This is a genomic window from Brachybacterium sp. AOP24-D1-21, assembly GCF_052378665.1.
GTDB lineage: Bacteria > Actinomycetota > Actinomycetes > Actinomycetales > Dermabacteraceae > Brachybacterium.
Window position 1 is genome coordinate 357,319 of the sequence record NZ_JBQSXX010000002.1, and the last position, 26,418, is coordinate 383,736.

A 26,418-nucleotide genomic window follows, 5' to 3' on the forward strand; every position below is an offset into this window, starting at 1 on the left:
CCTGCGTACACTGCTGGATGTGCCTGCTCGTGAATGCTCCCGGACCGCCTGCTCCAGGCCAGCCGTCAGTTCGTTGACCTTCGTATACGAGGACTCGACGGCGGTGCTCGGCCCCCTGTCCAGGACCAGCGAGCCCCACGCCTACGACCTCTGCCGCGAGCATGCGACCCGGATGACCGCGCCCCGCGGCTGGGAGCTGCTGAGGGTGCCTGGCGCCGAAGTGGTCAGCGACGACCTGGTCGCGCTGGCCGACGCCGTGCGTCCCCAGCAGGCGAGCTCCGAGCCGGCCCCGACCTCGTCGCGCGGGACCGCCCGCAGCTCCCGTGACACGCCGTCCCGTGGTGCGGCTCCCGCCCGCCACCTGCATGTGGTCAGGAGCACGAATGACTGAGCCGATGACTGAGCCGAACAGCCGTCGAACCCCGTCCTCAGCCGCCGTCCATGACCTCGCCGGCATCGTCAAGACCAATGATGTGCGCGGCGTGGCGGGCGAGGAGTTCACGGTCGAGATCGCACGCGCCTTCGGTGCCGCCTTCGCAGACTTCCTGGACGACCCCGAGCTGATCGTCGCCCACGACATGCGCCTGAGCTCTCCGGAGCTCTCCCGCGCCGTGATCGAGGGCGCAGTGCGCCGAGGCGCGATCGTCGCCGATGCGGGCCTGTCCTCGACCGATCAGCTCTACTGCGCCTCAGGACTGCATCGTGCGGCCGGCGTGATGATCACGGCCTCCCACAACCCGGCGGCAGACAACGGAATGAAGCTGTGCCTCCCCGGCGCCCGTCCGGTGGGACGGGACACCGGTCTCGACGAGATCCGCCGCGGCGCCGAGGCCTACCTCGAGGCGGGCGAGATCCCGACGCACGGAGAAGGCCGCTCCGAGGGCATCGACACCCTCGCCGACTACGCCGCCACCCTCCACGAGCTGGTGCCCCTGACCGGGACCCGTCGGCTGCGGGTGGTGGTCGATGCGGCCTCCGCAATGGCCGGACACACCGCACCCGCGGTGCTCGGAGTGCTTCCCCAGATCGAACTGATCGAGCTCCATTTCGAGCTCGACGGCAGCTTCCCCCACCACCCCGCCGATCCGCTGCGTCCGGAGAATCTGGTTGACCTGCAGAACGCGGTGCTCCGTGAGGGTGCGGACCTCGGCCTCGCCTTCGACGGCGATGCCGATCGCTGCGTGGTGCTGGACGAGAACGGGGTGCCGGTGCCGCCCTCGGCGATCACCGCCCTGATCGCCCAGCGCGAGATCGCCCGTGCCCGTGCCGCCGGCGAGGAGCACCCGGCGGTGGTCGCGAACCTGGTCTCCTCTCGCCACGTGGCAGAGGCCGTCCGTGAGGCCGGGGGAGAGCCCGTCCGCACGCCCGTCGGCCATGCGCTGATCAAGGCGATCATGGCCGAGCGCAATGCGGTGTTCGGCGGTGAGCACTCCGCTCACTACTACTTCCGGGACTTCTTCTTCGCTGATTCCGGGATGCTCGCCGCACTTCATGTGCTGGCCGCCCTCTCGGAATCCGACGCGCCCTTCTCCGCAGTGGTCGCGGCGCACGACCCCTACGCCGCGAGCGGCGAGATCAATCGCCGGGTCGACGACGCCGCAGCGGCTCGTGATCGGGTGCGCGACCATATGACCGCGCTGCCCGGCGCGCGCATCGATGATCTCGATGGACTCACCGTCGAGCACTGGGACCAGGAGCTGGCAGTCGAGGATCGCTGGTGGTTCTCCCTGCGCTCCTCCCACACCGAGGCACTGCTGCGGTTGAACGTCGAGGCAGAGCGGGAGATCACCATGATCCGGATCCGGGACGAGATCCTCGCGCTCGTGCACGAGGACGACCTCGTCGAGGGCGCGACCCCCGGCACGGTCTCAGGCACGGCTCGAGGCCTGGTCGACGGGTCTGCGGCGTCGAGCTCCGACGGTACCGGCAGCGACGGGACGTCGGAGGCATCAGATCGAGAGGGAGCGGGCTCCATGGTCCTTGCAGCGGGAGCGAGCGGCGCGGATGTGCCCAGCTGGGTGCGCGCGATCCTGCGCTGCCCGGACTGCGGCGGTGAGCTGCGTGATGTGGAGCGGGCGATGCAGTGCAGCAGCTGCACACGGGTCCACCCGGTCGAGGGCGGGATCCCGGTGCTCATCGCCGGGCGCCAGCAGGTGCCGACGGCACAGGAGCCTGCGCGCAGCTGAGCTGAGCAGCGACGGCGCCACTGCCCCGCAGCGGCGACGCGAGCGGCACGGTCCGCGGCCCGGTTCCGGATCGGTGTCGTTCAGGCGCTGAACGGCACGGCGCGGACCTCGGCGGACAGCTCGCGCTGCCACTCCTGGTTGCGTCGCAGGCGCTGCTCGTCACGGCGGGACCGTTCGGCGAGCACCGCGGTGAGGAATGACTCCGGGTCGGTGCCCGGCGGTGGCGCCGGGGCGACGTGCGGCAGAGTCCGCCGCAGCAGATCCCGGGAGAGCTGACGGCGGGACTCCGGGTTGATGGTGGACGCCCTGGGCAGGAACGAGCGGACATCCTGCATCAGCGTGACCGGCAGGCGCCCGACGTCCGCCCCCTGCACCCAGTCCTGCAGCGAGGCGGGCACCTCGACGCGCTGGGGAGTGCGGTCACGCATCCGCTCCTGGATCACCATGGTGCCGGCCAGCAGATCGCCCACCCGCCGTGACCGGCGGTCGATGACCGAGCAGGTCAGTGCGATCGCCCCGGAGGTCGACCAGATCTCGAGCATCGCCATCACCGCGCGGATCAGCGATTGGCGCACGTGGACGGGCCCGCCGTCATCACGCACCACCCTGGTCCCCATGGCCAGGCGGCCCACCGAACGGCCCCGCAGCAGCAGCTCGCACAGCACCGGGTAGCCGACGTACGCGAGCACCGACATCACCAGCACCGCGGCGACGACCATGCCGTCATCGAGCTCGGCACGGGCTGCGAGCCAGGCCATCGCGATGGTGCCCCCGACCAGGATCGCGAGCTGGAGCACCCCGTCGATCACGGCGGAGAGCATGCGGGTCGCGAAGGATGCCGTGCGCAGGTCCAGCAGCACAGCGTCTCCGGTGATCAGGGCATCGCGATCGACGGGGGAGACCGTCGCTGTGGTTCCCATGGTTGCCATGGCCCCATCCTGACACCGCAGCGGCGTGGAGGTCAGCGCCGACCGTCGGCTTACGACGCCCTGGCCTCCGACTTTCGTCGGCGGTCCCGAGCCCCGCGGGACCCTACCCTGAGAGCGTGGACACCGACGCCTTCATCGCCGTGCACCGACAGCAGTGGGACCGGCTCCAGGAGCTCTCCCGGAGCCGGCACCTCGACGCGGCCGGAATCGACGAGCTGCTCTCCCTCTATCAGGAGACCTCCACCCACCTGTCGACCGTCCGCTCCACCAACCCCGACCCGGCATTGATCTCCCGTCTCTCCCTGCTGGTGCACCGCGCGAGACTGCGGATCACCGGCGCCCGCATCCCGCTGTGGAAGCACGCCCGCACCTTCTTCTGGGAGGACCTGCCCGCGGCGCTCTACGAGGCGCGGTGGACGGTGGCCCTGGCGGCCGGGCTCTTCCTGGTCTCGGCCCTGGTGACGGGCTTCTACTTCGGATTCGACGCCACGGCGAGAGGGCTGGTGGTGCCCGAGGCGGCGCAGCGCTCCCTCGCACAGCATGAATTCGTCAGCTACTACTTCCAGGGCGAGGCCTCGGGATTCGCCGCCCAGGTGTGGACGAACAATGCCTGGATCACGGTCCAGGCGGTGGTCTTCGGCGTCACCGGATTCTGGCCGGTGATCATGCTGGTGCAGAACGGGCTGAACGTCGGCCTGTCCGCAGGGGTGATGGGTGCCTACGGGGGGCTGGACACCTTCTTCATCTATATCCTTCCGCACGGACTGCTCGAGATCACCTCGGTGCTGGTCGGCGCCGGTGCCGGACTGCGCACCTTCTGGGCCTGGGTACGGCCGGGCCCGGTGCCGCGGCTCTGGGCGCTCTCACGATCCGCGCGCGCCTTGGTGACCGTCGCGATCGGGCTGGTGCCCGTGCTGCTGGTCTCAGGATTCATCGAAGCCTTCGTGACCCCGAGCACCCTGCCGCCCGCGGTGCGGATCGGCATCGGCGCGGCGGCCTGGCTGGCCTTCATGGTGTTCATGCTGGGCCGTGGCCGCCAGGTGCATCGCGCCGGCATCACCGGGGATCTCTCCGCGGAGCTGGTCGGCGACCACCTCGCGACCGCCGGCTGAACGGAGACATCCGGCTGCGGGGATCCGCTACGCTCAGTGCCGTGCAACGCAGCCACTCCGACCGTGACTTCTCCGAGTACAACGCGGCCCAGGCCGAGCGAGCGGTGCGCCCGCTCGCTCAGCGGGCCGTCGCCCTCGCCCATAGCGACGCGGCGGAGGAGCTCCCCGGCGGGAATGAGCCCACCTCGGGGAACGATCCCACCGCCGGGAGAGATCGACCGGTCGCTGTCGAGCTCGGATGCGGTCGCGGCATCGAAGCACGATTCCTCGCCGAGAACGGATTCACGGTCCACGCCTATGACGTGGACCCGAGCGTGAGCGGCGCCCTCGAGGAGCTCGCCGCCGAGCTGCCGGTGCACGCCGAGATCCTCGACCTCTCGCAGCTCCGTGAACTGCCCGGGGCCGATCTGATCCTGGCCTGCGCCTCCCTGCCCTTCCTGCCGCGCGGGTCCTTCGACACGCTGTGGGACGTCATGAGGGCCGGGCTGCGAGCGCGGGGGATCCTGGCCGTGGACCTCTTCGGAGAACGTGACGACTGGGCAGGGACGGACGGCACCTTCCTGACCCGGCCGGAGGTCGAGGCCCTGCTGGACGGGCTCGAGGTGCTCGAGCTGGTCGAGGAGGAACGCGATGGACGCTCGTTCAGCGGCCCGAAGCACTGGCACACCTACCGCGTCCTCGCCCGTCGGCCCTGAGCCGCGGCGCCCCCTCCGGTGATGCCCGGAGGGGGACGGCGCACGGCTCAGAGCTTTCCAGCGGCCTTCAGGGCGAGATAGGCATCCGCGAGAGCCTGGGGGGCCCGATCCGGCGGGGCATCGACCACATGCGCGCCGACCCGCTCGAGGGCGTGAGAGACGCCCGATCGCTCGGCGCGGGCCTGCTCTGCCGCCGCCGCGAGATACACGGACTCCAGATCGCCGCGGCCCGCGGCGAGCTCCTCGAGCGCCGGATCGGAGACCGAGGCGACCACGAGTGGATGGTCCCTGGCCAGACGGGCCGCCACCGGCAGCAGCCCGGTGTGGACCACAGAGGGCTCGACCGGGGTCAGCAGCACCACCAGGGAGCCCCGACGGGCGCGCTCTGCGATGGTGCTCGCGGCGAGCTCCCAGTCGGTCTCCACGAGCGCCGGATCCACCGCAGCGGTCGCGGTGACCATGTCGTGGAGGACCTTGGTGCGGGTCGAGCCGAGCACCGACAGGTGGGGGATGCGGTCCACGCAGATCAGATCCACCCGGTCACCGGCCTGCCCCGCGAGCGCGGTCAGCAGCAGCGCGGCGTCGAAGGCCGCATCCAGCCGGGTCGACTCACCGAGCCGGCCGGCCGAGGTGCGCGAGGTGTCCACCACGATCAGCACATGACGATCCCGTTCGGGTCGCCAGGTGCGCACCACCACGCTGCGCCGACGGGCGGTGGCGCGCCAGTCGATCGAGCGCACATCGTCCCCGTCCACGAAGTCGCGCAGGGAGTCGAACTCGGTCCCCTGCCCACGCTGATGGATCGCCGCCAGCCCCTCGAGCTCGCGCAGCCGCTGGACCCGCGACGGCAGATGCCGGCGTGACCCGAAGGGATGCAGGGCCAGCAACCGCCCCGGGGTGTCGACCGCGGTGGTGCGCCGGGCCAGCCCCAGCGGGCCGCGTGAAGCGACCAGCAGCGTGCGCGAGCTGTGCTCTCCGCGGCGGGTGGGGGTGAAGCTCTGCGCGACGGCCCGTCGTTCCTGTGCGGGGACGTCGAGCGCGCAGCGCTGGGCGTCGAGCCCGGCGGTGGGGTTCCAGGCATCGCGCACCTCGAGCCGAGCGGTGCGTGAGGTGGGATTCGTCAGCAGCAGTCGGCCGCGGACGGTGTTGCCGAGCCGCACCTGCGTCGGCGCCTCGCGGCGTACCCGGATCCGGCGCGGGTCCGGGGCCGTGAACGCATCGGCGAGGATCACCAGCGCCCACAGCGCCACCAGGATCAGCACCACCCACCACTGGGGCCAGAGCACGATCACGGGCAGCGCGAGCAGCGCGACCAGGGCCGCGCGCGGGGTCAGCGAGATCCTCATCAGCCCTTCCTCAGCGGGGTACCGGCACGGAGGCGAGGGTCGCGGCGAGCACGGCCTCGACCTGGGTGCCCTCGAGCTCGGCCTCGGTCGTCAGGCGCACCCGGTGGGAGAGCGTGGACAGGGCCATGGTCTTGACGTCATCCGGCGTGATGAAATCGCGCCCGGAGAGATAGGCCCAGGCCCGGGAGGTGCGCAGGAGCGAGATCGCGCCGCGCGGTGAGACCCCGAGGGTGAGGCTGGGGGAGCGACGGGTGGCCCGGCACACGTCCACGATGTACTGCACCACGGGATCCTCGGCCACCACCGCGGCGACATCGCGCTGGGCGCGATGCAGGGAGGGGATGTCCACCACTGCCCGCAGACCCATCGCCGCGAGGTCCGTGGTGTCGAAGCCATCGGCGTGGCGACGCAGCACGTCCACCTCGACCTCCCGCTCCGGCAACGGCATGACGGCCTTGAGCAGGAAGCGGTCCAGCTGGGCCTCGGGCAGGGTGTAGGTGCCGTCGAACTCGATCGGGTTCTGGGTGGCGATCACCACGAAGGGGTCAGGCAGCGGCCGGCTCGCCCCGTCGACGGTCACCTGCCGCTCCTCCATCGCCTCCAGCAGCGCGGACTGCGTCTTGGGCGGGGTGCGGTTGATCTCGTCGGCCAGCAGCAGATTGGTGAAGACGGGGCCCTCGCGGAAGACGAGATCGCTGGTGGCGGTGTCGTAGATGAGCGATCCGGTGATGTCGCCGGGCATCATGTCAGGGGTGAACTGCACGCGCCGCATCCGCACATCGAGCGCTGCGGCCAGCGAGCGGACCAGCAGCGTCTTGGCGACGCCCGGCACGCCCTCGAGCAGCACGTGCCCGCGGCACAGCAGCGCCACGACCAGGCTGGTCACGGCCGCGTCCTGCCCCACCACCCCCTTGTGGATCTCGGTGGAGAGGCGCTGGAGCTGGGCGCGGGTGTCCTGGTCGACATCAGGACCGGCGCCGGGCACCTCGGTGGTGGTGGGTGCGGCGGGCGGGACGGCGCCCGGGGTGGGGTCAGTCATCGGTCGATCTCCTTCTCGAGATGGTCGAGGTCGTGTGCGAGGCGCACGAGGTCCTGGTCGCTGGTGACGGGGGCGGGTCCGAGCAGCGTGCGCAGCTGCTCGGGGGAGCGGTCCACATGCGGTGCGAGCGCCGCCAGCAGACCGTCGAGGGCGGATTCACGGCGCAGCCCGAGACGATTCGCGAGCCGGGTCGCCGTCGCCGATCGCAGCGCTGTCGCGGCGGCCTGCCGGCTGCCGGACTGCTGGAGCAGCCGGGCCCTGCCCAGGACCAGCTCCTGGGGGCGGACGGTGACTGGCAGCGGCTCGACCACGACCGGTCCGAAGCGTCGGCTGAGAGCCACCAGCGCGACGGTCGCGATCAGCAGCAGCCACAGCAGGAGCGGGCCCGCCCAGTCCGGCAGATAGCCGAGCAGGGTCTGCGAGGTCGAGCCCATCGGATCGGTCGCAGAGGGGACGTACCAGCTCAGCTCGCCTTCGGCCCCGAGGAGGTTCAGCACCAGGGCGGAGTTGTCCGCCCGGCCCAGGGTGTCGTTGGTGAGCAGATCCGCGCTGCCCAGCACGACCACCCCCTCATGCTCGGCCACGAGCGAGCCCTGCTCGGTGCTGAAGCAGGAGCTGCCCTCGCTGTCGCCCGCGACCCGGTACAGGGACGCGGCACCTCGGATCGCCTCCTCGGCCGCGGGGACCAGGACCGCTTCGGCCTGATGCTGGAGATCGCCGCAGCCGGGGCCGGCTTCGATCAGGGTCTCGGTCCGCACCGCGCCCGAAGGCATGATCTCCGGAGAGACGAAGGAGAGGGTCACCAGATCGGGGGCGACCAGCACCAGGCGTCCGTCCCCGTCCTCATGGGCCTCGGCGAGGGTCATCAGCTGGTCGGCGCTGAGGCTCCGCGGGGCGGTGACCAGCACGGTGCGGCCGTTGCGCAGCGCCTCTGCGGCGTCGGCCGTGTGGCGGTCCACGTCCACGTCGACGCCGAGATTCCCGAGCACCTGGACCACTGCCTTCGAGCCCTGACCGGTGGGAGCATCAGGCTCGAGCGGCCCGTCCCGGTAATACCCGCGGGCGATCGAGGCCAGGATCGCGGCGAGCATCGCGAGCACGATGAGGACGGTCAGCCAGGGGCGCCGGCGGGAGGGCCGTGCCTGTCGGCCCTCCGCACGGTCTGAGCCTCCTGTCCGGTCTGTTGCTCTCGACGGTTGCGATGCTCCCGAGGGCGCCGACGGGTCGGCGGGTGCCGACGGGCCAGCAGGTGCCGACGGGGCGGGGGCGGGACCGAGGCTCATGTGCTCGTTCCCGTCACCGGTGCACGGACCGGCTCCTCGTCGCCGACGGCGGACAGATCCGGCACGGACTCGGCGATGTACTCGGCCAGGCGCAGCAGATCATCCGCCTGCTTGACGGCGACGGTGCGGTGGGAATAGGCGGCGGTGTCGAAGGCATCTGCGCCGCGCTGCAGGCGCCCCCGCAGCTCAGGGAACGGGGCGGCGGCGTGGGCGGCAGCTTCGTGCGCGGTCATCCCGGCGGACACATCCAGCAGGGTGCGCTCCTCGAGATCGCGCACCAGCCCGCGCAGCGCGAGCACGGTGCCGTCGTCGATGCGACCCGCACCGATCGCCGCCCTGGCCGCGTCGCGCAGCTCGGCGCCGCTGAGCACCGGTTCCGCATCGAGCTCGGCCGCGACGGAGAGGGCATGGCTGCGGCGGATCAGCCCGGTGCGGCGCAGCACGAGGACCACCAGCACGACCAGCGCCACCACGATCAGCACGGCGATCCCCGCCTGTGTGGCCGAGGAGCCGTCGATGCCGTCGAGAACCTTCATCAGCCAGTTCTCGAGGGCGCTGAGCACCCAGGCCACGAACCCGGGGGAGTCGTCGTACTCCGGCTTCGAGAGCTCTTCCAGGACGCGGGTGCGTGCCTCGTCGGGATCCAGGGGCGGGGGAGCGGCGGGGTTCACCGGATCCCTGTCCCGTCCCAGTGCGCACGGGCGCGGCGCGTCAGCTCGACGTCCCAGGCCTCATGACGCATCCGGTTGTCCGCATAGACGGCCACGTAGCCGGCGGAGAGGAACGGGGCCAGCAGGAACGTCGCCGCATAGCTGCCCACCATCGAGAGGATCGTCAGCACGGTCATGCCCAGCAGCATCGCCTCGAACGAGCTGATCAGCAGGATGGCGACGTAGGCGAGCATGGCGATGGTGCTGAACACGCCCACGATGACCTGCACCGCGATCATGTAGAGCAGGTACAGCAGGAGCGTGGTGCCCAGCACTCGCCAGAGCCGACGGCCGCGGGTCATCGCGAAGCTGCGCCGGAGCGAGCCGAGCACCCCGGCCTCCTCCAGTACGAGCGCGGGGATGGCGAGCACCGTGCGGGCCCAGACCCAGAGCGAGGCCAGCACCGCGGCGACGAGGCCGATCACCAGCAGCGTGATGGTCACTGCCGTCGCCTCCTGGAGCAGGATCAGCGGGAGCATCCCCAGGCCCAGCAGCACCACGAAGGCGACCGTGCTGAGCAGGCCGATCAGCAGGACCACCGCGACGGCGGGCAGCCCGCGGCGGCGCATCGTGGCCCACATATCGGCGGTCGAGACGTGATCGCCGACGGCCTCTCCGAGCGCGACGCGGGTCAGCGCCACGGTCACCAGCGCCGAGGAGAGGAGCGAGACGATCATGGTCACCACGCTCGAGACGACCATCAGCACCACGTCGCGCAGCGATCCCAGCCCGGTGGTGGTGGTCTCGGGATCCTCGAACACGGCCTGCATGTCACCGATCATGGGGACCATGCTCGCGCCGGTCGCGAAGGTCATGATCACGAAGGCGACGCCGTAGACGGCTGCGGCGACGCCGAGCACCGAGCGAGCGCGCAGCCGATAGATCCGTACCGCCGCTCCGAGCACCTCGCCCAGTCCCAGCGGCCGCAGCGGGAACAGCGGCATCGCCTGGACCAGCTCGCGACGGGGCCCGCCCGGGGGCGGCGCGGAGTGCTGGCCCGGTGCGCCGTCGGTGGGCTGCGGCCCGAACGGCCCGCCGTCAGCGGACGACGGCGGGGAGGGCTCGCCGGACCCCTGTGCTCCCGGGGCGGTCCACTGCGTGCTCATCGGTCCTCCTGCTGCTGCTGGCGGGTGCTGTGCGGCCGGTTGCCATGTCCGGACGGGGTGGGAGCGGATCTCCAGGACCGACACTACGGAGTGCGGGCACCGCAGCTGATCCGACGAACGTCGAAGACCTCGCGTCTTCCGGACACCCCTGGCCCCCGCCTCCCAGCTCCTGACCCTCGGCGGTGGCACAATGATCCCCATGACGACGCCTTCACGGATCCTCGTGGTCGATGACGATCAAGCGATCGCCGAAATGGTCGGCATCGTCTTGCGCGGCAAGGGCTACGAGGTTGCGACCTCACCAGATGGAGCCTCCGCGCTGGAGACCTTCCCACGCCTGCGACCTGACCTGGTCCTGCTCGACCTCATGCTGCCCGGAATGGACGGGATCGAGGTGTGCCGCCGGCTGCGCCGGGAATCCGGGGTGCCGATCATCATGCTCACCGCCCGCACCGACACCGCAGATGTGGTCGAGGGCCTCGAGGCGGGGGCCGATGACTATCTCACCAAGCCCTTCGAACCCGAGGAGCTGGTCGCCCGGATCAAGGCCCGGGTGCGGCGGGTCGAGGCCCCCACCACCGAGCAGCTTGCGATCGGTGATCTCACCATCGACGTGGACGGTCATGAGGTGCGCCGCGGTGACGAGCTGATCTCGCTGACTCCGCTCGAGTTCGACCTGCTCACCCAGCTCGCCCGCAAGCCGTGGCAGGTGTTCACCCGTGACGTGCTGCTGCGCGACGTCTGGGGATACCGCCACAGCGCGGACACCCGTCTGGTCAACGTCCATGTGCAGCGGCTGCGCTCGAAGATCGAGCACGATCCGGAGAACCCCGCGATCGTGGTGACCGTGCGCGGGGTCGGATATCGCGCCGGGGGCGGATCCTGAGAGCACCGGCATGGTCGTGAGCACTCTCGAGGGCAGCGGCCCGTCTCCGGTGAGACGGTCGATGATCGACGTCGATCCGCGCAGCTGGCCGCTCGCCCTCCGGGTCGTGCTGGTGACCACCCTGCTGTCCGTCGTGGCGTTGCTCGTGGTCGGCGCCTATCTCTCCTCGGTGATCGCCGACGGGCTCTACGAGCAGCGCCGGGACCGGGTGCTCGAAGAGACGCTCGAGGTCAGGGGTGATCTCACCGAGAGCCTCACGCAGGTCTCAGGAGCCACCAGCACCCAGCAGCAGGACGCTGTGAGCGCCTTCGTCCAGACTTCGGGCGGGCAGGGAGGTGGTGACCGCCGCGAGGTCGCGCTGGTGCCGGTGGAGACGACAGGCACGGTCTTCCCCGTCGCCTCAACCGAACGGACCCTCTTCGACGAGGTCGACGACGAATTCGCCGCAGCGGTCGCGGAGCAGCCGGAGACGATCTCCTGGCGCTCGATCGGACGCGAGGACAGCTGGGGGGACACAGCCCCGGCACTGCTGGTGGGGACCCGGGTGATCGTCCCCGGCTCCCGCTCCAACGATCTCTATCTCGTCTACTCCATGCAGGAGGAACAGGACACGCTCGCCTTCGTGCAGCGGGTGATCCTGGGTGGCGGCGGGGTGCTGATGGCTCTCATCGTCGGCATCGCGATCGTCGTGGCGCGGATGGTGACCACTCCTCTGAAACGCGCCGCATACGCGGCGGAGCGGATGGCCGCAGGGGATCTGACCAGCCGCGTCGAGGTCTCCGGTGGTGACGAGCTGGCCCGGGTGGGGGAGTCCTTCAACGATATGGCCCGCAGCCTCGAGCAGAAGGTCGACGATCTCACCGAGCTCTCGTACGTCCAGCAGCGGTTCGTCTCCGACGTCTCCCATGAGCTTCGTACGCCGCTGACCACGATCCGCATGGCCTCCTCGGTGCTCGATGCTCGACGCTCCGATCTGCCCGGTGAGCTGCAGCGGACCACTGAGCTGCTCTCCGCGCAGGTCCAGCGCTTCGAGGTGCTGCTCACGGACCTGCTGGAGATCTCCCGCTTCGATGCGGGCGCCGCTGAGCTCGAGGCGCACCGCGAGAACGTCGACGCGCTCGTCGAGCGGGCGCTCGAGGACCTCCGCCCGCTGGCAGGGGCCCGCGGCTGCCTGCTGGACGTGCGGCTGGCGGGCGGGGACGTGCATGCGGTGGTCGACGCACGTCGCATCGACCGGGTGCTGCGCAATCTGTTGACCAATGCGATCGAGCATGGTGCGGGGCATCCGGTGCTGATCCAGACCGCCGCGGACGATGACGCGGTGGCGGTGGTGGTCCAGGACCAGGGCCATGGCATCTCCCCTGAGGATGCGGCGCACGTGTTCGACCGTTTCTGGCGTGCCGATCCCTCCCGGGCGCGGACCCTCGGGGGGACCGGCCTGGGGCTGTCGATCTCCGCCGAGGACGCGAGACTGCATGACGGCTGGCTCCAGGCCTGGGGACAGGAGGGCAGGGGCGCAGTATTCCGGCTCACTCTCCCGCGGCGCCCGGGAACCCCGTTGACACGTTCCCCGCTGCGGCTCGAGCGATCGCTGGATCGGTGGGGGGCCGACGCCGCGGTCTCCCCGACCCCGACCGGGGAGCTCCGGATCGGACCCGGCCTGCTCCCGGATCTGGAGGATCCAGGGAGCGATTCATTCCCGGAGCCCGACGAGAGCGGAGGTGTGCGATGAGACCGGCACGTCGTCATGTGCTGCGCGCTGCGGGTGCCGCGGCGGTGTTGGGAGTGGGCGCGGCCTGTGCCCGTATTCCCACGGACTCCCCGATCGACAGCCGCGCATTGACCGGACGGTCCCAGCCGGGGGCCCCTTATGTGAGGGCGCTGCCGCCCCCGCCCGACGCCGACGCCTCGGAGGTCGCTGCCGGATTCGTGCAGGCCGGGGTCGGTTCCGAGGACGACTTCGCGGTGGCTCGCGCATATCTCACCGACCCGGCCAGCGAACTGTGGAACCCGGCCGCCGGGATCACCGTGTACTCCGGCAGCCAGGAGCTGCAGGTTGAGACGCTCGATGACGGCAGGCTCGCACTGGTCCTCCAGGTGGTCGCCCTGGTGGACGGCAGCGGGGTGCGCACGGTGCTGGCCGGAGCGGTGCCCCGGGAAGTCCAGGTGGCGATCGAGCAGGTCGATGACCAATGGCGGCTCAGCGAGGTGCCCGACGGGATCTTCCTCTCGGAGGCGGCGTTCGAGACGCTCTATGGCCCTGCCCGGCTCTACTTCCTGGATGTGCGGGAGCGTCACCTGGTCCCCGATCATCGCTGGTTCCCGCTGCGCCGGGGCGCCGCCAGCGTGCTCGAAGCGCTCGTCGCCGGTCCCGCCATCTTCCTCCAAGGGGCTGTCAGCAGCGAGATCCCCCGCACCTCCGGGATCTCCGATGCCGTCATCACCACCGGCGCCGACGGCGGCACGCAGGTTGCGGTGCCCACCGCGATCGCCAGCCTTCCCACCGGCCCGAGGATGCTGGCGCTGTCCCAGCTGGAGGCCTCTCTGCGCTCGTTGCGCACCCTGTCCGGAGTCCGGATGGTGCAGGACGGCGAGGAGCTGGTGCTCGACGAGGAGGTGCGGACCGAGCGCGCGCTGCCCGGACATCGCCCGATCGCCGCCGGAGCGACCGGGATCATCTCGCTGGCCGAACCGGGCGGGGGAGCACCCGCCGCACAGCTGGTGCCTGCACTCGAAGATGCTGAGCTCTCCTCCCCGGTGATCGCGCAGGACGGAGTGCTCGCAGCAGCCCGCAACCCGGAGGGGAGCATCGTGCTGCTCGCCTCGACGGACGGTTCCGTCCCGGTGCGGGAGGCCGCGACCGGTGGCGCATTCGTCGCACCGTGCCTCGATGACGCGGGATTCGTCTGGACCGCCACCCGGTCGAGCGCGGGCGCTCTGCTGGCGCTGTCCGGCCAGGGGGCGGAGCTCGATGCGAAGGTCGATGCCCCCTGGCTGACCTCCCGCGAGATTCGTGCCCTGGACATCGCAGCCGACGCCACCAGGATGCTGGTGCTGTCCGCGGATTCCGGGGGCAGCCGGCTGGATCTGTGCGCGGTGGTGCGGGATGGGGAGGGGAGCCCGACCTCGCTCACCGAGCCCGTTGCCGTGCGCACCTATCTCCAGGACATCACCGAGGCCGGCTGGTATGACGAGATCGCGGTGCTGGTGCTGGGGACCGACCCCGCGTCGGGGGAGCGGCGGGCGCAGATCGTCGACTTCGCCAGCGGCAGGGAGGCATTGCCCCCGCTCGCTCCCGGCACCGATCGGATCGCCGGCTCGGTGGTGGCGGAGACGGTGTGGGCCGGCACCACGGAGGGCGTTCTGCTGCGCAGCAGCGGAGAAGGGTGGGCCACGGTCGACATCGAGGGCCGGGATCCGTCGTTCTACTGAGCAGCCCGCCTCGCGGGCCATCGTTCCTCCACAGAGCAGTTTCATCCACCAACGGGGCCCAGGGATGGATCGCCCGGCCGAGCTGGCGTGAAATGGAGGTATGACGGATACCGGCCACCCGACCCTGTGGGGGATGCTGCGCGGGGTGGCAGCCCAGACCTGCGCACTGGTCGCGCCCCGGCACTGCCCCTGCGGGCAGGAGGGCACATGGCTCTGCCAGCGATGCACGAAGCTGCTGGAGACGGCGCCATGCCGAGTGGAGTCGTGCTGTGACGCGCTGCAGGAGCTGAGCGCTGCACGGGTGCGAGACGTGGAGCTCGGCGATCTCTTGCTGCCCGCCGGAGTCGACCACACACCGTTGCTGCCTGTGCTCGCGCTCGGAGAGTACGGCGGGGACCTGCAGCGGTTGATCCTGGCATGGAAGAACGGAGGCATGCTCCACCTCGGCGCACGAATCGCCCCTGCGCTGGCCCCTGCGGTCGCCCGGCTCGTCGAGGGAGCTGACCCCGCCCCGCCCTTCCTGGTCCCGGTGCCCTCGCAGCGCAGCGCACGGCTTCGTCGAGGTGAGGACCACACCGCGGAGCTGGTGCGTGCCATGGAACGCAGCGGTGCCGGGCACGCTCTGCTGCTGCGCGCGCGGCCCACCACCGCCCAGGAGGGACAGGGCGCACGACAGCGCCGCACCCGTCAGATACTCCTTCGAGGGCGCGCCGCCCGCGAAGCGGGACGGCAGGGTGCTCCGGTGGTGATCGTCGACGACGTGGTCACCACCGGCTCCACCCTGCGCGGGATGCATCAGGCGCTCACCTCCGCCGGCATGCGGGTGCTGGGGGCGGCGGTGGTCGCTTCCGCCCGAGTCCCTGCGCAGAGCGCGGCCAGCGAGCGAACAGGATGAACTTTCGGCACGAACATTCAGGAAACCCTGCGCAAAACATGGCATGCTGGTGATACCCGCCACACGACGGCGGGACCCCCTTCACCAGGAGGTGCGACACCCAGCCGAAGAGCCACCGCGGCCGGGCTCAGAGCGGCCGCACCCGGATAGGAGGAGAACCCACTCATGGAGATCAATGTCGTCGGACGCCATATGGACGTCCCGGACCGATTCCGTCGCCATCTCGCCGACAAGCTCGACAAGGTCACCCAGCTCGCCCCCGCGGCTCTCCGCGTGGACGTCGAGATCTCACAGGAGAAGAACCCCAGGCAGACTGAGCTCAGCGATCGTGTGGAGCTGACCGTCCATGAAAATGGCGCGGTGATCCGCTCGGAGGCCCGGGCGGACGATCTCTACGGAGCGCTCGACGTCGCCTACGGCAAGCTCCTCGAACGCCTCCGTCGGTCCCGCGACCGCCGTAAGGACCACCGTCGTGGCCGAGACCGCTCCCATCAGGGCGCCGGAGCGAGCCTCCGCACCATGCCTGCTGACCAGGAGATGCCCCCACCTCTGCTGGACGACGCAGCCGCGAGCGAGGACGAGACGGAGTCGGTCACGGCCACGGACGAGCACGACCTCGCCGAGGCCGGTTCACCGGTGGTCATCCGCGAGAAGAAGCACTCCGCAACACCCATGAGCATTGATGACGCGCTCTATCGGATGGAGCTCGTGGGCCATGACTTCTTCCTCTTCGTCGACGCCGAGACCGGCCACCCGAAAGTGGTCTACCGCCGCAAGGGCTGGAACTACGGTGTCATCGAGCTCGACGCAGAGCTGACAGCCTGACCTCTCTTCACGACGGCCGGGCGGGAGGAGCTGCACAGCTTCCTCCCGCCCCTTGTCGTGCCGACCATGCAGGAGCACCCCGCTGATGAGCTCGACCCTCACGTGGACCCGTGCACGCCGGATCGCCCTGCGGGCACAAGGCATGGGGCGAGCCCGCCGCAACGATATGCCGGCCATGGCGACCAGCCGACGTGCGCTCGCACGCACCCTCGAGCGGACCCACCTGCTCCAGATCGATTCGGTGAGCGTGTTCGCGCGCGCCCATCACCTCCCCGTCTTCACCCGCAGCGGGCCCTGGGACCCCTCCGTGCTCGAGGACTCCGTCCGTCCCGGGCCGCGACGCACTCTGCGGGAGAGCCTGGCGCATGAGGCCACCTACACCTCTCCCGAGATTCACCGCCTGCTGGCCTTCCGTCGCCGGGCCACCTCCGAGAAGGACTGGGGAGTGCTGCGGGACATCGCTGTGACCTCACCCCATCTGTTCCCGCAGATCCGGGAGGTGCTGGAGGAGATCGGGCCCGCCAGCGCGGCCACCGTCTCGAAGCACCTGGGCGACACCGAGCGCGGAGAGGGCTGGGGGTGGCGCCGCACCGCCACCCAATGGGCGGTGGAGTATCTGTTCCGCACCGGAGACCTCGACTGCGTGGGCCGCTCGTCGCAGTTCGAGCGGCTGTACTCCCTCGCAGGGGAGGACTCCCCACCGCCTCAGGAGGAGCTAGGGGAGGACACAGCATCGATCGAAGAGCTCACCTCGAGAGCGGCCTGCTCGCTGGGCATCGCCGAGGTCGGCTCGCTGGCGGACTACTTCCGCCTTCGCACGCGGGAAGTCATTCCCGCCGTCGAGCGTCTGATCGTCCAGGGCGAGCTGCAGGAGGTCGAGGTCTCCCACCCCGCCGGCAGCCGGAGGATGCTGCTGCACCGGGATGCCCCGGCCCCCGCCCCGTTGCGCGTCGCCGCACTGGTCAGCCCGTTCGACCCGATCGTGTTCCATCGCCCACGACTCGCGCATCTCTTCGATGTGGAGTACCGCATCGGGATCTACACCCCTGCCGCACGGCGCACCACCGGCTACTACTCGCTGCTCTTCCTGCTCGATGACGTCATCCCGGCGCGCGTGGATCTGCGGGCGGATCGCGCCCGGGACGTGCTCGAGGTGCGGGGCACCTACCGTGAACCGCTGCCCAACCTGCCCACCGGGCAGCGGCCGGAGGACCACCTGATCGTCGCGGCGCTCGCCGAGGAGCTCCGGCGCGCCGCCCGCTGGCAGGGCCTTGAGACGATCGAGGTCCTCACCGGGCCCGGGACCGGGGAGCTCTCGCCCGAGCTCGCGGCGGCCGTCCACGGGTGAACCGGCTTCGGGTGATGATGCGCGCAGGTGGTCACCTTCCTGGGCGGTGACGCATACGATGGGGCAGGCATCAGCCGCCCCACGGGGTGTACACGAGATCTACGGGAGCACGAGTGGTCAACCTCTTCGACAAGATCCTGCGCGCCGGCGAAGGCCGGGAAGTGCGCAGGCTCGAAGCCATCGCCCAGCGAGTGGGAGAGGCGGGGGACGTCTTCAGCGAGCTCAGCGATGACGAGCTCCGTGCCGAGACCGACCACTTCAAGGAACGGCTCGAGGACGGCGAGACCCTAGACGATGTGATGGTCGAGGCGTTCGCCGCGGTGCGCGAAGCGGCTCACCGCACGCTCGGCCAGCGTCCGTACGACGTGCAGATCATGGGTGGCGCGGCCCTGCACCGGGGCCGCATCGCCGAGATGAAGACCGGTGAGGGCAAGACTCTCGTGGCGACGCTCCCCGCGTACCTCAACGCGCTCTCCGGCAAGGGCGTGCACGTGATCACCGTGAACGACTACCTCGCCGGCTACCAGAGCGACCTGATGGGCCGCGTGTTCCGCGCGCTGGGACTGACCACCGGGGTGATCAAATCCGGGATGACCCCTGCCGTGCGTCGCGAGCAGTACAACGCCGACATCACCTACGGCACGAACAACGAGTTCGGCTTCGACTACCTGCGCGACAACATGTCCCTCAAGCCCGAGGACAGGGTCCAGCGAGGGCACAGCTTCGCGATCGTCGATGAGGTCGACTCGATCCTGATCGATGAGGCGCGCACCCCGCTGATCATCTCCGGGCCCGGCTCCGGGGACGCGAACAAGTGGTTCAGCGAATTCGCGAAGGTCGTCAAGCTGCTGCGCCAGGATCGTGACTACGAGGTCGACGAGAAGAAGCGCACCGTCGGCGTGCTCGAGGCCGGGATCGACAAGGTCGAGGACCATCTCGGGATCGACAACCTCTACGAATCGCTGAACACCCCGCTGATCGGCTTCCTCAACAACGCCATCAAGGCCAAGGAGCTGTTCAAGAAGGACAAGGACTATGTGGTCCTCAACGGCGAGGTGATGATCGTCGATGAGCACACCGGTCGCATCCTCGCCGGTCGCCGCTACAACGAGGGCATGCATCAGGCGATCGAGGCGAAAGAGGGCGTGAAGATCAAGGCGGAGAATCAGACTCTCGCCACGATCACCCTCCAGAACTACTTCAAGCTCTACGAGAAGCTTGCGGGCATGACCGGCACGGCCGAGACCGAGGCCGCCGAGTTCATGAACACCTACAACCTGGGTGTGGTGCCGATCCCCACGCACCGTCCGATGCAGCGTGCGGACGAAGCCGATCGCATCTACCGCACCGAGAAGGCGAAGTTCGAAGCGGTCGTCGAGGACATCGTCGAGCGCCACGACAAGGGCCAGCCAGTGCTCGTGGGCACCACCAGCGTCGAGAAGTCTGAGTACCTCTCCAAGCTGCTCACCGCCCAGGGCGTCGAGCATGAGGTGCTCAACGCGAAGAACCACGCGGGAGAAGCCGCGATCGTCGCCATGGCCGGCGCCAAGGGCTCCGTCACCGTGGCCACCAACATGGCAGGTCGCGGCACCGACATCATGCTCGGTGGCAACGTCGAGTTCATGGCCCACGCCGAGCTCGAGAAGCGCGGCATGGATCCGGAGGAGGACCGGGACGCGTACGAGAAGGCCTGGGACGAGGAGCTCGAGCGGGCCAAGGCGGCCGTCGCCGAGCAGCACGACGAGGTCGTCGAGATCGGTGGCCTGTACGTGCTGGGCACCGAACGGCACGAGTCCCGCCGCATCGACAATCAGCTGCGCGGCCGCTCCGGCCGACAGGGAGACCCGGGGGAGTCCCGCTTCTACCTCTCCCTCCAGGACGACCTGATGCGGCTGTTCAACTCCGGAGCGGCAGAGTCCCTGCTGGCCCGCGGCGGTGTCGACGAATCGATCCCGCTGACCGGACGCATGGTCTCCGGCGCGATCCAGCGCGCGCAGAACTCGATCGAGTCGCGCAACGCCGAGATCCGCAAGAACGTCCTGAAGTACGACGATGTGCTGACCAAGCAGCGCAAGAAGTTCTACGAGGAGCGTTCGCGGATCCTCGAGGGTGAAGACCTCGACGAGCACGTCGAACGCTTCATCGAAGAGGTCATCGGAGGCACCGTCGACGCCCACACCCGCGGCAAGCCTGCGGAGGATGTCGATCTGGAGGAGCTGTGGGGCGCCCTGCGACCCGCATATCCGGTCTCCCTCACGGCCGAGGAGCTCATCGAGGAGGTGGGCGGGAAGGAGAACCTCGAGGCGAAGGTGCTGAAGGAGGAGATCCTGGCCGATGCCCGTGTCGCCTACGAGAAGCGCGAGGACGAGCTGGGCGCCGAGGGACTGCGGCAGCTGCAGCGCCGCGTGCTGCTGTCCGTGATGGATCGACGCTGGCGTGAGCACCTCTACGAGATGGACTACCTCAAGGAGGGCATCGGCCTGCGGGCGATGGCCCAGCGTGATCCGCTCATCGAGTACGAGCGCGAGGGCCACCTCATGTTCAACGACATGATGGCTGGCGTGAAGGAGGACGTGGTCGGCTACGTCTACAACCTCGAGGTCCAGGTCGAGAAGGTCGAGCCCGTGGTGCCCAAGGCTGTCAGCGACCTGCTGCGCAGTGCCTCGAAGGTCGCTGCTGCAGCTGCCGCGACCGGCGCGGCGGCGAGTGCCGGTGCCGGCAGCGAGCGCGCCCCGGCCGTGAAGTCTGTGAAGTCCGAGGAGGCTGCTGCAGAGCCGGCGGAGTCGTCGAGCTCGGAGGGGGCCGACGACGCCGAGACTGACAGCGACGACAGCGGGAGCGACGCACCCGCTGAGGAGAAGCTGGCGCAGGAAGGTCGCGTCGTGCTGCGTGCCAAGGGCCTGGATGATGGCCCGGGAGAGCGCCAGCTGCGATACACCTCTGCCGAGGGCAGTGGCGTCCAAGACTCCTCGACTCTTTCTCGGGCGCAGCGCCGCAGGCAGGCGCGCCAGGCCCAGAACGGCGAGGCGAGCCCCGTCGCGAGCGACAAGGTGCAGGACAAGCCCGAGGGCGCGCCGCAGGGAGAGGGCCAGAACCGGGCTCAGCGGAGGATGAGGCGTCGCCGCCGCTGACTCAGCCGATCTCCAGCACCGTCACGCGCCACCCCGTGTGCCGCAGCTCCCAGCGCATGGCCATGAATCGTGCGCGGTCGGGCTCTCTGAGCACGCAGCTGGCTTCGACGGTGTGATCGTTGACCACGCAGATCCGCACCCCGGTCACCATCAGCTGTCGTGCAGGCGCGAAGCCGGTGGTGGCCCGGAGCCGACGGGTCAGTGCGGCGCGCCGCGCGAGCTGCTGGCTGATCTCAGGGGTGACCAGGCGGGTCAGTGAGTTCTCCGGCCGCATGTCGCGCACGATCTCGACAGCGCGCCGAGCCACCGGCACGACCAGATGCTCTATCGCCCGCGGATCGTCAGGGGCGTAGGTCTCGGCATTGGCGGCCTGGGCGGCGGGGCGCTGATCTGTGGCACTCATGGCATGTCCTTGGTGGTCAGTGCGTGGGGGACGGTGAGTTCCATCCCGGGGACCAGGTGATCCGGGTCTGCCCCGATCACCTCGTAGTTGGCCTCATGCAGCAGCGGCCATGAGGCGGAGATCTCCGCGGCAGCGGTCGCTCTGGGAGAGAGCAGGTCGTCCGTGATGCTCCACAGGCTGTCTCCGCTGCGCACGATCACGATGTGCGGGCTGGACATTGTCGTCTCGTCCGTCGTCTCGTCCTCTGCGGGTGCCGCTGTGGGTGCCGCAGAGGCCGGGGAGACGGTCGAGGCTGACCCGTCGGGAGCCGGCTGGGTGGCGGAGGGCTCCTCGGCCCAGTCCAGCGGGGGCAGCAGCGCTCTGCTCTCGGCGGCGTCACTTCCGGCAGCAGAGCCTGATGCCGCGGGCTCCGGTGAGGGAGCCGCAAGCGGGCCGTCTGTGGGCAGCAGCTGGGCGGTCTGGGCGGGAGCCCGCTCGCTCAGAGCCGAGGAGGCGGGATGTCCTTCGCTCGCCGTCGCAGGGGCGAGCACGAGGGCGGTCGCCGTCGTCGCGACTGCGGCCCCGGTGGCCACTCGCTGGGCGAGCCGTGGTGCGAGCAGTCGCAGCGCAGCCAGTGAGGCGGTGCCGATGCGGGTAGCGGGCCCAGCCAGGAGCACGGCAGTGGCGAGCCCCCAGACGACCGTGAGATAGAGGCAGAGCAGAGCGCCCAGTGCGGCGAGCACGACCAGCACCCAGCCGATCAGTGCCTGGTCCGCGTGGGAGGTCTCTGCTGTTCTGCGCAGCGAGTCGGTTGCGGCTGTCATACCGGCGGTACCGCTCGCCGCGAGCAGCATGCACAGGAACGTGGTCCCTGTGTGTCCCGGCGTCGTCGCCGTGGTGTCGTCCTTCATGGAAGCCCCTGGCTGTGATGGGCCGTCGCTGCAGGGAGCGACGCCGTCCCGTTGGTGTCGTTTGGTGCAGTTTGATGCATCTAGTGCTTCTTGGGAGCAATTTATCGTGTTGTGATGCAGGACGCAATGGCGTCGCCGTGAGATGTGGAAGATCGGCAGCTGGGGAGGAACGATCCCCGGCGGCCGCTGAGAGACCCAGGGTCGGCGCAGAGAAGCTTCGGGCCAGGGTGCGGAACCGGGCAGGGCCTAGAGTGGCGCCATGCGATTCGAGCGGATCTTCGAAGACCTCGAGGGACGGTTCGCCCACCATGAGCAGCAGGAGATGCGTGCAGTCTCAGAGGACCTGGCCCGGGCTGAGCGTGCCCAGCTCACACTGGCCGACCGGCTGCGGGGAGCGGGGACGCAGCGGCTGACGCTCCACGTCGGTACCGGGCTGCGTCTCGATGGCACCGTCGAAGGGGTGGGGTCGGACTGGGTTGCACTGCGTGACAGCGCGGGCGGTCAGCGCATCCTGGTCCCGCTCGGAGCGATCGCGCTCGTGCACGGGCTGCCCACAAGGGCGCGGCTGCCCGAGGAGTCGCTACGATCGCCGCTCGGTCTGGGCTCCGTCCTGCGAGAGATCGCAAGGGATCGCAGCATCGTGCGGCTGGAGACCACTGCCGGCGGAGTGATCGGTCGGATCGCGGCGGTGGGTGCTGACACGCTGGATCTCCATGCGCTGCCTACCGGGGAATCGGTGCTGGTCCCCGGATCAGAACGGCTCACCGTGGCGATCGCCGCGCTGCAGGCCGTGCTGCCGCGCTGAACTCCGTGCGTCGCAGGACCGACCTGCAAGGAGCTGTGCGGTCAGCTCTTCCCGCCAGCCTTCAGCTGCTCCCGCTGGCGCTCCTCCTCGAGGATGCTCGCGGTCGCCTCGTAGCTGCGCTGGATGTATGACTCGATCTCCGTGACCTCGACCCGCCACTGACCCCGCCCGCCGACCTTGATCGCCCGCAGTTCCCCGGAGCGCACCAGAGCGTACGCCTGCGACGCGGAGATGGAGAGCATCTCCGCGACATCAGACAGCGGGACGAAACGTGGCGACATCGACGATCCTTCCGAGCGGAGCACCTGGAGGTGAGGCCCGGCCATTCTCTCATCCTCGGCACTGACCGCCCTCCCCGCTGTGGACAGCCGCCATCCATCTGCCTCGGCGGCCCGGATATCCACAAAGCTCCCGCATCGGCCCCATCGGAGCCCCTGCTGTCGTAACCTCCCGGGAGGTCCCGGTACCCCGGGATCCCAGCGAGGGGGCAGGAGAGGGCAGTGGGGGCTACCGCACCGATGATGAGGCTGCGCCGACCACGATGGAAGGATCCGCGTCTGATCGTAGGGATCGTCCTGGTCGTCGCCAGCGTGCTGATGGGAGCCCTGCTGGTCTCTCGACTCTCCGAGACGACGCCGGTCCTGGTCACCCGCTCTCCGATCGTGCCCGGGGACCCGATCGACTCCGCGGACCTGGTGGTCGTGGAGATGAGGCTCGGGGACCAGACGGCTCTCTACGCCGGGAACGTGGAGTCGATCCCCGCCGGCGCGGTCGCCACCCGCACCGTGCATGAGGGGGAATTGCTCCCGATGTCGGCGATCGGGCAGGCAGCTGACGTGACGCTGAGACCCGTGGTGATCCCGGTCGACGCGACCGTGGCAGAGTCCGTCGTCCCCGGTGCGACCGTGGAGCTCTGGCATACCGCTCCCACGAGTGCTGACTCCGAGGACGCACAGGCAGTGCTGCTGGTTCCCGACGCCGTGGTCCGCCGCATCGATGAGGGCAGCTCGCTGGGCATGCGGTCGATGGCCGTCGAGGTGCTGGTGCCCAGTGGCAGCGTCGGAGCGGTGCTCGAGGTGCTCTCGAAAGATGAACGGCTGGACGTGATCGGCGTCCCCGGCGCCCATGGACTCGCGCCATGATCGACATCGTGCTCTGCGCCTCGGGCAGCGATGAGGTACGCATCGTGCACGACCTGGCGGTGGACCGTGACCGCACGGCCCGGGTGGTGCGCCGATGCGCGGATCTCGCCGAGACCCTCGCGGTGACTGCAGCGGGGATCGGTGACGTGGTGCTCATCGACGTGTCGGTCCGCGGTTTGGGACGCGATGCGATCGCTGCGATGATGCGGGACGCCACGGTGGTGGGACTGCAATCCGAGGAGGCTGCGGAGAAGACCGGGCTCGGACTGCGTCATGTGCTCCCCGCCCATTCCTCGATCGACGAGATCCTGGCCGCGGTCTCCGCGGCAGTCTCGGGGGAGCAGGAGCAGGCGGACTCCTGGGTGCAGGAGGCGTCGGACCTCGAGGATGTGCCGACAGGTCGGCTGGTGGCGGTGTGGGGGCCGACGGGGTCCCCCGGCCGATCCCTGATCGCGGTCAACCTGGCCGCCGAGGCTGCAGCGAGCGGGGAGGACACGGTCCTGGTCGACGCAGACACCTATGGCCCCTCGCAGAGCCAGCTGCTCGGAGTGCTGGATGAGGCGCCCGGTCTGGTGGCCGCGGCACGTGCCCATGACCGCGACACCCTGGACGAGGAGACCCTGGAGTCCTTGCTGCCGCTGGTCCAGCCCCACCTGCACCTGCTCAGCGGGATCGGGGTCCCCGGCCGCTGGGCAGAGCTGCGCCGAACCTCGATGGAAGGCGTCTGGGGAGCGCTGGCGAGACGAGGCGGGCTCGTGCTCGCCGATATCGGTCCGGTGCTGGAGGAGGACGAGGAGCTCAGCTACGACACCGCCGCACCGCAGCGCAACGCCGCGGCGATCAGCGCGATCGAGGCGGCCGACGCGGTGATCGCGGTGGTCACCGCCGATCCCATCAGCATCACCCGATTGCTCCGCGAGCACACCAGGCTGGAGGAGCTGGGGGTGAGAGAGCTCCATGTCGTGGTCAACCGGGTGGGGGCGCCGGTTCCGGGTGACCGGGTGCGGGACCTGATCGCCTCGCGGATCCCGGTCGCCTCCCTGAACCTGCTGCCCGATGATCCGATCGCCTGCCGGACCGCGGGCTGGGACGGGGCTCTGCTCGCCGAGATTGCTCCACGTTCGGCGCTGCGCAAGGGGCTGCGGGATATCGCGGCCTCTCCTGTTCTGCGCGGCCAGGGTGTTCCGGCACGAGGCTGAGGGAGCCGGTGAGAAGATGACCTCCATGAGGATCTACCTGCCGCTGACCGACCAGGACCGACGCACGCTCGAGGGCGCAGGCGCCCGACTCGATCTCGAGGCGGGCCGCACCGCCTGGGCGGTCACCGTCGAAGCGCGTGCAGACCGCTCCGGCGAGGACGAGGAGGACCTCGAGTACGACGCTCTCCAGGACGCGGTCCATGTCGCCTTCAGCACGGGACGGAGCAGCGCGAGGGCGCTCGTGATCGCCGCAGATGTGCCCGACGGCGCATTGTCGCCCGGAGCCGAGGACAGTGGAGTCTTCGGAGTCGTCCTGAGGGAAGCGACCTCTGCCAGGATCGCGAGCCTTCATGTCACCGAGCAGGATGCGGCGGCTGCGCATGCTGACGACACGGATCCCGCCCTGCTGTGGTTCGACACCAGCGAGGCGACCGACGCCCTGGACTATCTGGACGCCGCCGCCTCGGACGTCGCAGCTACAGACGCCGCAACGAAGAGCTGACCGTCCTTGGAGGGGTCGTTCAGCGGGTCGTCGACTCGAGATAGGTCGACGCTGAGCGCTCTTCGGCGCGGAGCACTGTAGAGACGTAGGGGATCGCCGCCTTCTCCAGGCGCGGCCCCAGCAGCGGGACCTTCGCGACCAGATCGCCGTCGATTTCGACCGTGCTGGTCGATTCTCCGGTGGGGGTGAGGCGCAGCGTCGCGGTGAGTCCGGCGGGAGTGCCGACGACGTCTAGGTGCATGGTGCCTCGGCGGCTGCCGTCCTGCTCGGGCGCGGACCAGGACTGCTCCTCACGAATGGTGACCGAGGAGCCGACGAAGGGCCGCACCATGTCCGGCACCCGGTCGGTCGGCATCGACAGCTCGGTGCGCACGGTGAAGGAACCGGTAGGGTCCCCCTCCAGGGTGGATTCCGCCTGTGCGGCGCCGAGCGTGCGCCGGCGGATCTCGGTGTACTCCGGATCGGCGTACATCTCCGCAGCGGCGCGTGCGGACAGCGGGAGGTTCAAAGTCTCGCGAAGCTTCATCCTGGTCCTTCCTCGGAACGGTTCGGGC

The 26,418-nt window shown here is 69.9% G+C and carries 25 protein-coding genes; 15 read left to right on the top strand and 10 right to left on the bottom strand.

What is annotated here, in order from left to right; translation table 11 throughout:
- Positions 1 to 73 precede the first annotated feature (73 nt).
- Together ACT3UF_RS16280 and ACT3UF_RS16285 are read left to right on the top strand one after the other, a co-directional pair.
- Complete coding sequence (locus ACT3UF_RS16280; RefSeq protein ID WP_442332192.1) at positions 74 to 391, top strand: DUF3499 family protein; 318 nt, start codon at positions 74 to 76, stop codon at positions 389 to 391.
- Positions 384 to 2,186, top strand: a complete 1,803-nt coding sequence (locus ACT3UF_RS16285; protein WP_442332193.1) for a phosphomannomutase/phosphoglucomutase — start codon at positions 384 to 386, stop codon at positions 2,184 to 2,186. Before ACT3UF_RS16280 ends, ACT3UF_RS16285 begins: the two co-directional genes overlap by 8 nt.
- Before the next feature lie 80 nt (positions 2,187 to 2,266).
- On the opposite strand, the gene ACT3UF_RS16290 is transcribed toward ACT3UF_RS16285, so the two are convergent.
- On the bottom strand, positions 2,267 to 3,115 hold the full coding sequence (locus ACT3UF_RS16290) for an RDD family protein (protein ID WP_441443289.1): 849 nt from the start codon (positions 3,113 to 3,115) through the stop codon (positions 2,267 to 2,269).
- 116 nt (positions 3,116 to 3,231) lie between these two features.
- On the opposite strand from ACT3UF_RS16290, the gene ACT3UF_RS16295 reads away from it, so the two are divergent.
- Both ACT3UF_RS16295 and ACT3UF_RS16300 read left to right on the top strand, forming a co-directional pair.
- Complete coding sequence (locus ACT3UF_RS16295) at positions 3,232 to 4,227, top strand: stage II sporulation protein M (RefSeq protein ID WP_441443288.1); 996 nt, start codon at positions 3,232 to 3,234, stop codon at positions 4,225 to 4,227.
- Positions 4,228 to 4,268: 41 nt separating this feature from the next.
- On the top strand, positions 4,269 to 4,922 hold the full coding sequence (locus tag ACT3UF_RS16300) for a class I SAM-dependent methyltransferase (protein WP_441443287.1): 654 nt from the start codon (positions 4,269 to 4,271) through the stop codon (positions 4,920 to 4,922).
- A 47-nt stretch (positions 4,923 to 4,969) separates the two neighbouring features.
- Here ACT3UF_RS16300 and ACT3UF_RS16305 read toward each other — a convergent pair whose 3' ends face one another.
- The 5 genes from ACT3UF_RS16305 to ACT3UF_RS16325 all read right to left on the bottom strand — a co-directional run bounded on the left by ACT3UF_RS16305 (position 4,970) and on the right by ACT3UF_RS16325 (position 10,406).
- A complete protein-coding gene (locus ACT3UF_RS16305; RefSeq protein ID WP_442332194.1) occupies positions 4,970 to 6,268 on the bottom strand; it encodes a DUF58 domain-containing protein in 1,299 nt (432 codons plus the stop codon).
- Positions 6,269 to 6,278: 10 nt separating this feature from the next.
- Positions 6,279 to 7,307, bottom strand: coding sequence for an AAA family ATPase (locus tag ACT3UF_RS16310; RefSeq protein WP_441443285.1), 1,029 nt, complete (start codon positions 7,305 to 7,307; stop codon positions 6,279 to 6,281).
- The gene (locus ACT3UF_RS16315; RefSeq protein WP_441443344.1) at positions 7,304 to 8,398 is read right to left on the bottom strand and encodes a DUF4350 domain-containing protein; all 1,095 of its coding nucleotides are present in this window, start codon (positions 8,396 to 8,398) and stop codon (positions 7,304 to 7,306) included. The genes ACT3UF_RS16310 and ACT3UF_RS16315 overlap by 4 nt, the downstream gene beginning before the upstream one ends.
- Positions 8,399 to 8,586: 188 nt before the next feature.
- Positions 8,587 to 9,261, bottom strand: coding sequence for a DUF4129 domain-containing protein (locus ACT3UF_RS16320; protein ID WP_441443284.1), 675 nt, complete (start codon positions 9,259 to 9,261; stop codon positions 8,587 to 8,589).
- Positions 9,258 to 10,406 carry a glycerophosphoryl diester phosphodiesterase membrane domain-containing protein gene (locus tag ACT3UF_RS16325; protein ID WP_441443283.1) on the bottom strand — a complete coding sequence of 383 codons (1,149 nt, stop codon included), beginning with the start codon at positions 10,404 to 10,406 and terminating at the stop codon, positions 9,258 to 9,260. The genes ACT3UF_RS16320 and ACT3UF_RS16325 overlap by 4 nt, the downstream gene beginning before the upstream one ends.
- A gap of 190 nt (positions 10,407 to 10,596) precedes the next feature.
- Between ACT3UF_RS16325 and mtrA the strand changes: the two genes are divergently transcribed.
- The 7 genes from mtrA (at position 10,597) to secA (ending at position 20,923) form a co-directional block, all read left to right on the top strand.
- Positions 10,597 to 11,292: an MtrAB system response regulator MtrA gene (mtrA, locus tag ACT3UF_RS16330; RefSeq protein ID WP_441443282.1), complete on the top strand. Its 696-nt coding sequence runs from the start codon at positions 10,597 to 10,599 to the stop codon at positions 11,290 to 11,292.
- 10 nt (positions 11,293 to 11,302) lie between these two features.
- Entirely contained in the window at positions 11,303 to 13,024 is a 1,722-nt protein-coding gene (mtrB, locus tag ACT3UF_RS16335) for an MtrAB system histidine kinase MtrB (RefSeq protein ID WP_444608435.1), read from the top strand.
- Positions 13,021 to 14,724, top strand: a complete 1,704-nt coding sequence (locus ACT3UF_RS16340; protein WP_442332195.1) for an LpqB family beta-propeller domain-containing protein — start codon at positions 13,021 to 13,023, stop codon at positions 14,722 to 14,724. The genes mtrB and ACT3UF_RS16340 overlap by 4 nt, the downstream gene beginning before the upstream one ends.
- 100 nt (positions 14,725 to 14,824) lie before the next feature.
- Positions 14,825 to 15,619 (top strand): ComF family protein, encoded by a 795-nt coding sequence (locus tag ACT3UF_RS16345; protein WP_444502076.1) that lies wholly within the window; start codon positions 14,825 to 14,827, stop codon positions 15,617 to 15,619.
- 165 nt (positions 15,620 to 15,784) lie between these two features.
- Positions 15,785 to 16,444, top strand: a complete 660-nt coding sequence (gene hpf, locus ACT3UF_RS16350; RefSeq protein WP_441443278.1) for a ribosome hibernation-promoting factor, HPF/YfiA family — start codon at positions 15,785 to 15,787, stop codon at positions 16,442 to 16,444.
- An 85-nt stretch (positions 16,445 to 16,529) separates the two neighbouring features.
- Entirely contained in the window at positions 16,530 to 17,792 is a 1,263-nt protein-coding gene (locus tag ACT3UF_RS16355) for a winged helix-turn-helix domain-containing protein (protein ID WP_441443277.1), read from the top strand.
- 113 nt (positions 17,793 to 17,905) lie between these two features.
- The gene (secA, locus tag ACT3UF_RS16360; RefSeq protein WP_444502078.1) at positions 17,906 to 20,923 is read left to right on the top strand and encodes a preprotein translocase subunit SecA; all 3,018 of its coding nucleotides are present in this window, start codon (positions 17,906 to 17,908) and stop codon (positions 20,921 to 20,923) included.
- A gap of 1 nt (position 20,924) precedes the next feature.
- Here secA and ACT3UF_RS16365 read toward each other — a convergent pair whose 3' ends face one another.
- Entirely contained in the window at positions 20,925 to 21,326 is a 402-nt protein-coding gene (locus ACT3UF_RS16365) for an Rv3235 family protein (RefSeq protein WP_441443275.1), read from the bottom strand.
- The gene (locus ACT3UF_RS16370; RefSeq protein WP_444502079.1) at positions 21,323 to 22,216 is read right to left on the bottom strand and encodes a LysM peptidoglycan-binding domain-containing protein; all 894 of its coding nucleotides are present in this window, start codon (positions 22,214 to 22,216) and stop codon (positions 21,323 to 21,325) included. Before ACT3UF_RS16370 ends, ACT3UF_RS16365 begins: the two co-directional genes overlap by 4 nt.
- Before the next feature lie 259 nt (positions 22,217 to 22,475).
- Here ACT3UF_RS16370 and ACT3UF_RS16375 point away from each other — a divergent pair, with 259 nt between their 5' ends.
- A complete protein-coding gene (locus tag ACT3UF_RS16375; RefSeq protein WP_441443273.1) occupies positions 22,476 to 23,021 on the top strand; it encodes a hypothetical protein in 546 nt (181 codons plus the stop codon).
- Between the two features lie 41 nt (positions 23,022 to 23,062).
- On the opposite strand, the gene ACT3UF_RS16380 is transcribed toward ACT3UF_RS16375, so the two are convergent.
- Positions 23,063 to 23,302, bottom strand: coding sequence for a helix-turn-helix domain-containing protein (locus tag ACT3UF_RS16380; RefSeq protein ID WP_441443272.1), 240 nt, complete (start codon positions 23,300 to 23,302; stop codon positions 23,063 to 23,065).
- A gap of 219 nt (positions 23,303 to 23,521) precedes the next feature.
- Between ACT3UF_RS16380 and ACT3UF_RS16385 the strand changes: the two genes are divergently transcribed.
- From ACT3UF_RS16385 to ACT3UF_RS16395, 3 genes are read left to right on the top strand one after another with little or no spacing between them, the layout of a single operon-like run.
- Positions 23,522 to 24,163 (top strand): SAF domain-containing protein, encoded by a 642-nt coding sequence (locus ACT3UF_RS16385; RefSeq protein ID WP_441443271.1) that lies wholly within the window; start codon positions 23,522 to 23,524, stop codon positions 24,161 to 24,163.
- Positions 24,160 to 25,362 carry an AAA family ATPase gene (locus ACT3UF_RS16390; RefSeq protein ID WP_441443270.1) on the top strand — a complete coding sequence of 401 codons (1,203 nt, stop codon included), beginning with the start codon at positions 24,160 to 24,162 and terminating at the stop codon, positions 25,360 to 25,362. The genes ACT3UF_RS16385 and ACT3UF_RS16390 overlap by 4 nt, the downstream gene beginning before the upstream one ends.
- A gap of 16 nt (positions 25,363 to 25,378) precedes the next feature.
- Positions 25,379 to 25,864, top strand: coding sequence for a DUF6912 family protein (locus ACT3UF_RS16395; RefSeq protein ID WP_441443269.1), 486 nt, complete (start codon positions 25,379 to 25,381; stop codon positions 25,862 to 25,864).
- Between the two features lie 19 nt (positions 25,865 to 25,883).
- Here the strand turns inward: ACT3UF_RS16395 and ACT3UF_RS16400 are convergent, their stop codons facing one another.
- Positions 25,884 to 26,390 (bottom strand): DUF2505 domain-containing protein, encoded by a 507-nt coding sequence (locus tag ACT3UF_RS16400; RefSeq protein ID WP_442332846.1) that lies wholly within the window; start codon positions 26,388 to 26,390, stop codon positions 25,884 to 25,886.
- Between the last annotated feature and the right edge of the window lie 28 nt (positions 26,391 to 26,418).

Coding starts and splice junctions, on each gene's coding strand:
- ACT3UF_RS16285 (WP_442332193.1), top strand. CDS start 384: ATGACTGAGCCGATGACTGAGCCGAACAGCCGTCGAACCCCGTCCTCA.
- ACT3UF_RS16290 (WP_441443289.1), bottom strand. CDS start 3,115: ATGGCAACCATGGGAACCACAGCGACGGTCTCCCCCGTCGATCGCGAT.
- ACT3UF_RS16305 (WP_442332194.1), bottom strand. CDS start 6,268: ATGAGGATCTCGCTGACCCCGCGCGCGGCCCTGGTCGCGCTGCTCGCG.
- ACT3UF_RS16310 (WP_441443285.1), bottom strand. CDS start 7,307: ATGACTGACCCCACCCCGGGCGCCGTCCCGCCCGCCGCACCCACCACC.
- ACT3UF_RS16315 (WP_441443344.1), bottom strand. CDS start 8,398: ATGCTCGCCGCGATCCTGGCCTCGATCGCCCGCGGGTATTACCGGGAC.
- ACT3UF_RS16325 (WP_441443283.1), bottom strand. CDS start 10,406: ATGAGCACGCAGTGGACCGCCCCGGGAGCACAGGGGTCCGGCGAGCCC.
- mtrA (WP_441443282.1), top strand. CDS start 10,597: ATGATCCCCATGACGACGCCTTCACGGATCCTCGTGGTCGATGACGAT.
- mtrB (WP_444608435.1), top strand. CDS start 11,303: ATGGTCGTGAGCACTCTCGAGGGCAGCGGCCCGTCTCCGGTGAGACGG.
- ACT3UF_RS16340 (WP_442332195.1), top strand. CDS start 13,021: ATGAGACCGGCACGTCGTCATGTGCTGCGCGCTGCGGGTGCCGCGGCG.
- ACT3UF_RS16345 (WP_444502076.1), top strand. CDS start 14,825: ATGACGGATACCGGCCACCCGACCCTGTGGGGGATGCTGCGCGGGGTG.
- hpf (WP_441443278.1), top strand. CDS start 15,785: ATGGAGATCAATGTCGTCGGACGCCATATGGACGTCCCGGACCGATTC.
- ACT3UF_RS16355 (WP_441443277.1), top strand. CDS start 16,530: ATGAGCTCGACCCTCACGTGGACCCGTGCACGCCGGATCGCCCTGCGG.
- ACT3UF_RS16365 (WP_441443275.1), bottom strand. CDS start 21,326: ATGAGTGCCACAGATCAGCGCCCCGCCGCCCAGGCCGCCAATGCCGAG.
- ACT3UF_RS16370 (WP_444502079.1), bottom strand. CDS start 22,216: ATGAAGGACGACACCACGGCGACGACGCCGGGACACACAGGGACCACG.
- ACT3UF_RS16375 (WP_441443273.1), top strand. CDS start 22,476: ATGCGATTCGAGCGGATCTTCGAAGACCTCGAGGGACGGTTCGCCCAC.
- ACT3UF_RS16380 (WP_441443272.1), bottom strand. CDS start 23,302: ATGTCGCCACGTTTCGTCCCGCTGTCTGATGTCGCGGAGATGCTCTCC.
- ACT3UF_RS16390 (WP_441443270.1), top strand. CDS start 24,160: ATGATCGACATCGTGCTCTGCGCCTCGGGCAGCGATGAGGTACGCATC.
- ACT3UF_RS16395 (WP_441443269.1), top strand. CDS start 25,379: ATGACCTCCATGAGGATCTACCTGCCGCTGACCGACCAGGACCGACGC.
- ACT3UF_RS16400 (WP_442332846.1), bottom strand. CDS start 26,390: ATGAAGCTTCGCGAGACTTTGAACCTCCCGCTGTCCGCACGCGCCGCT.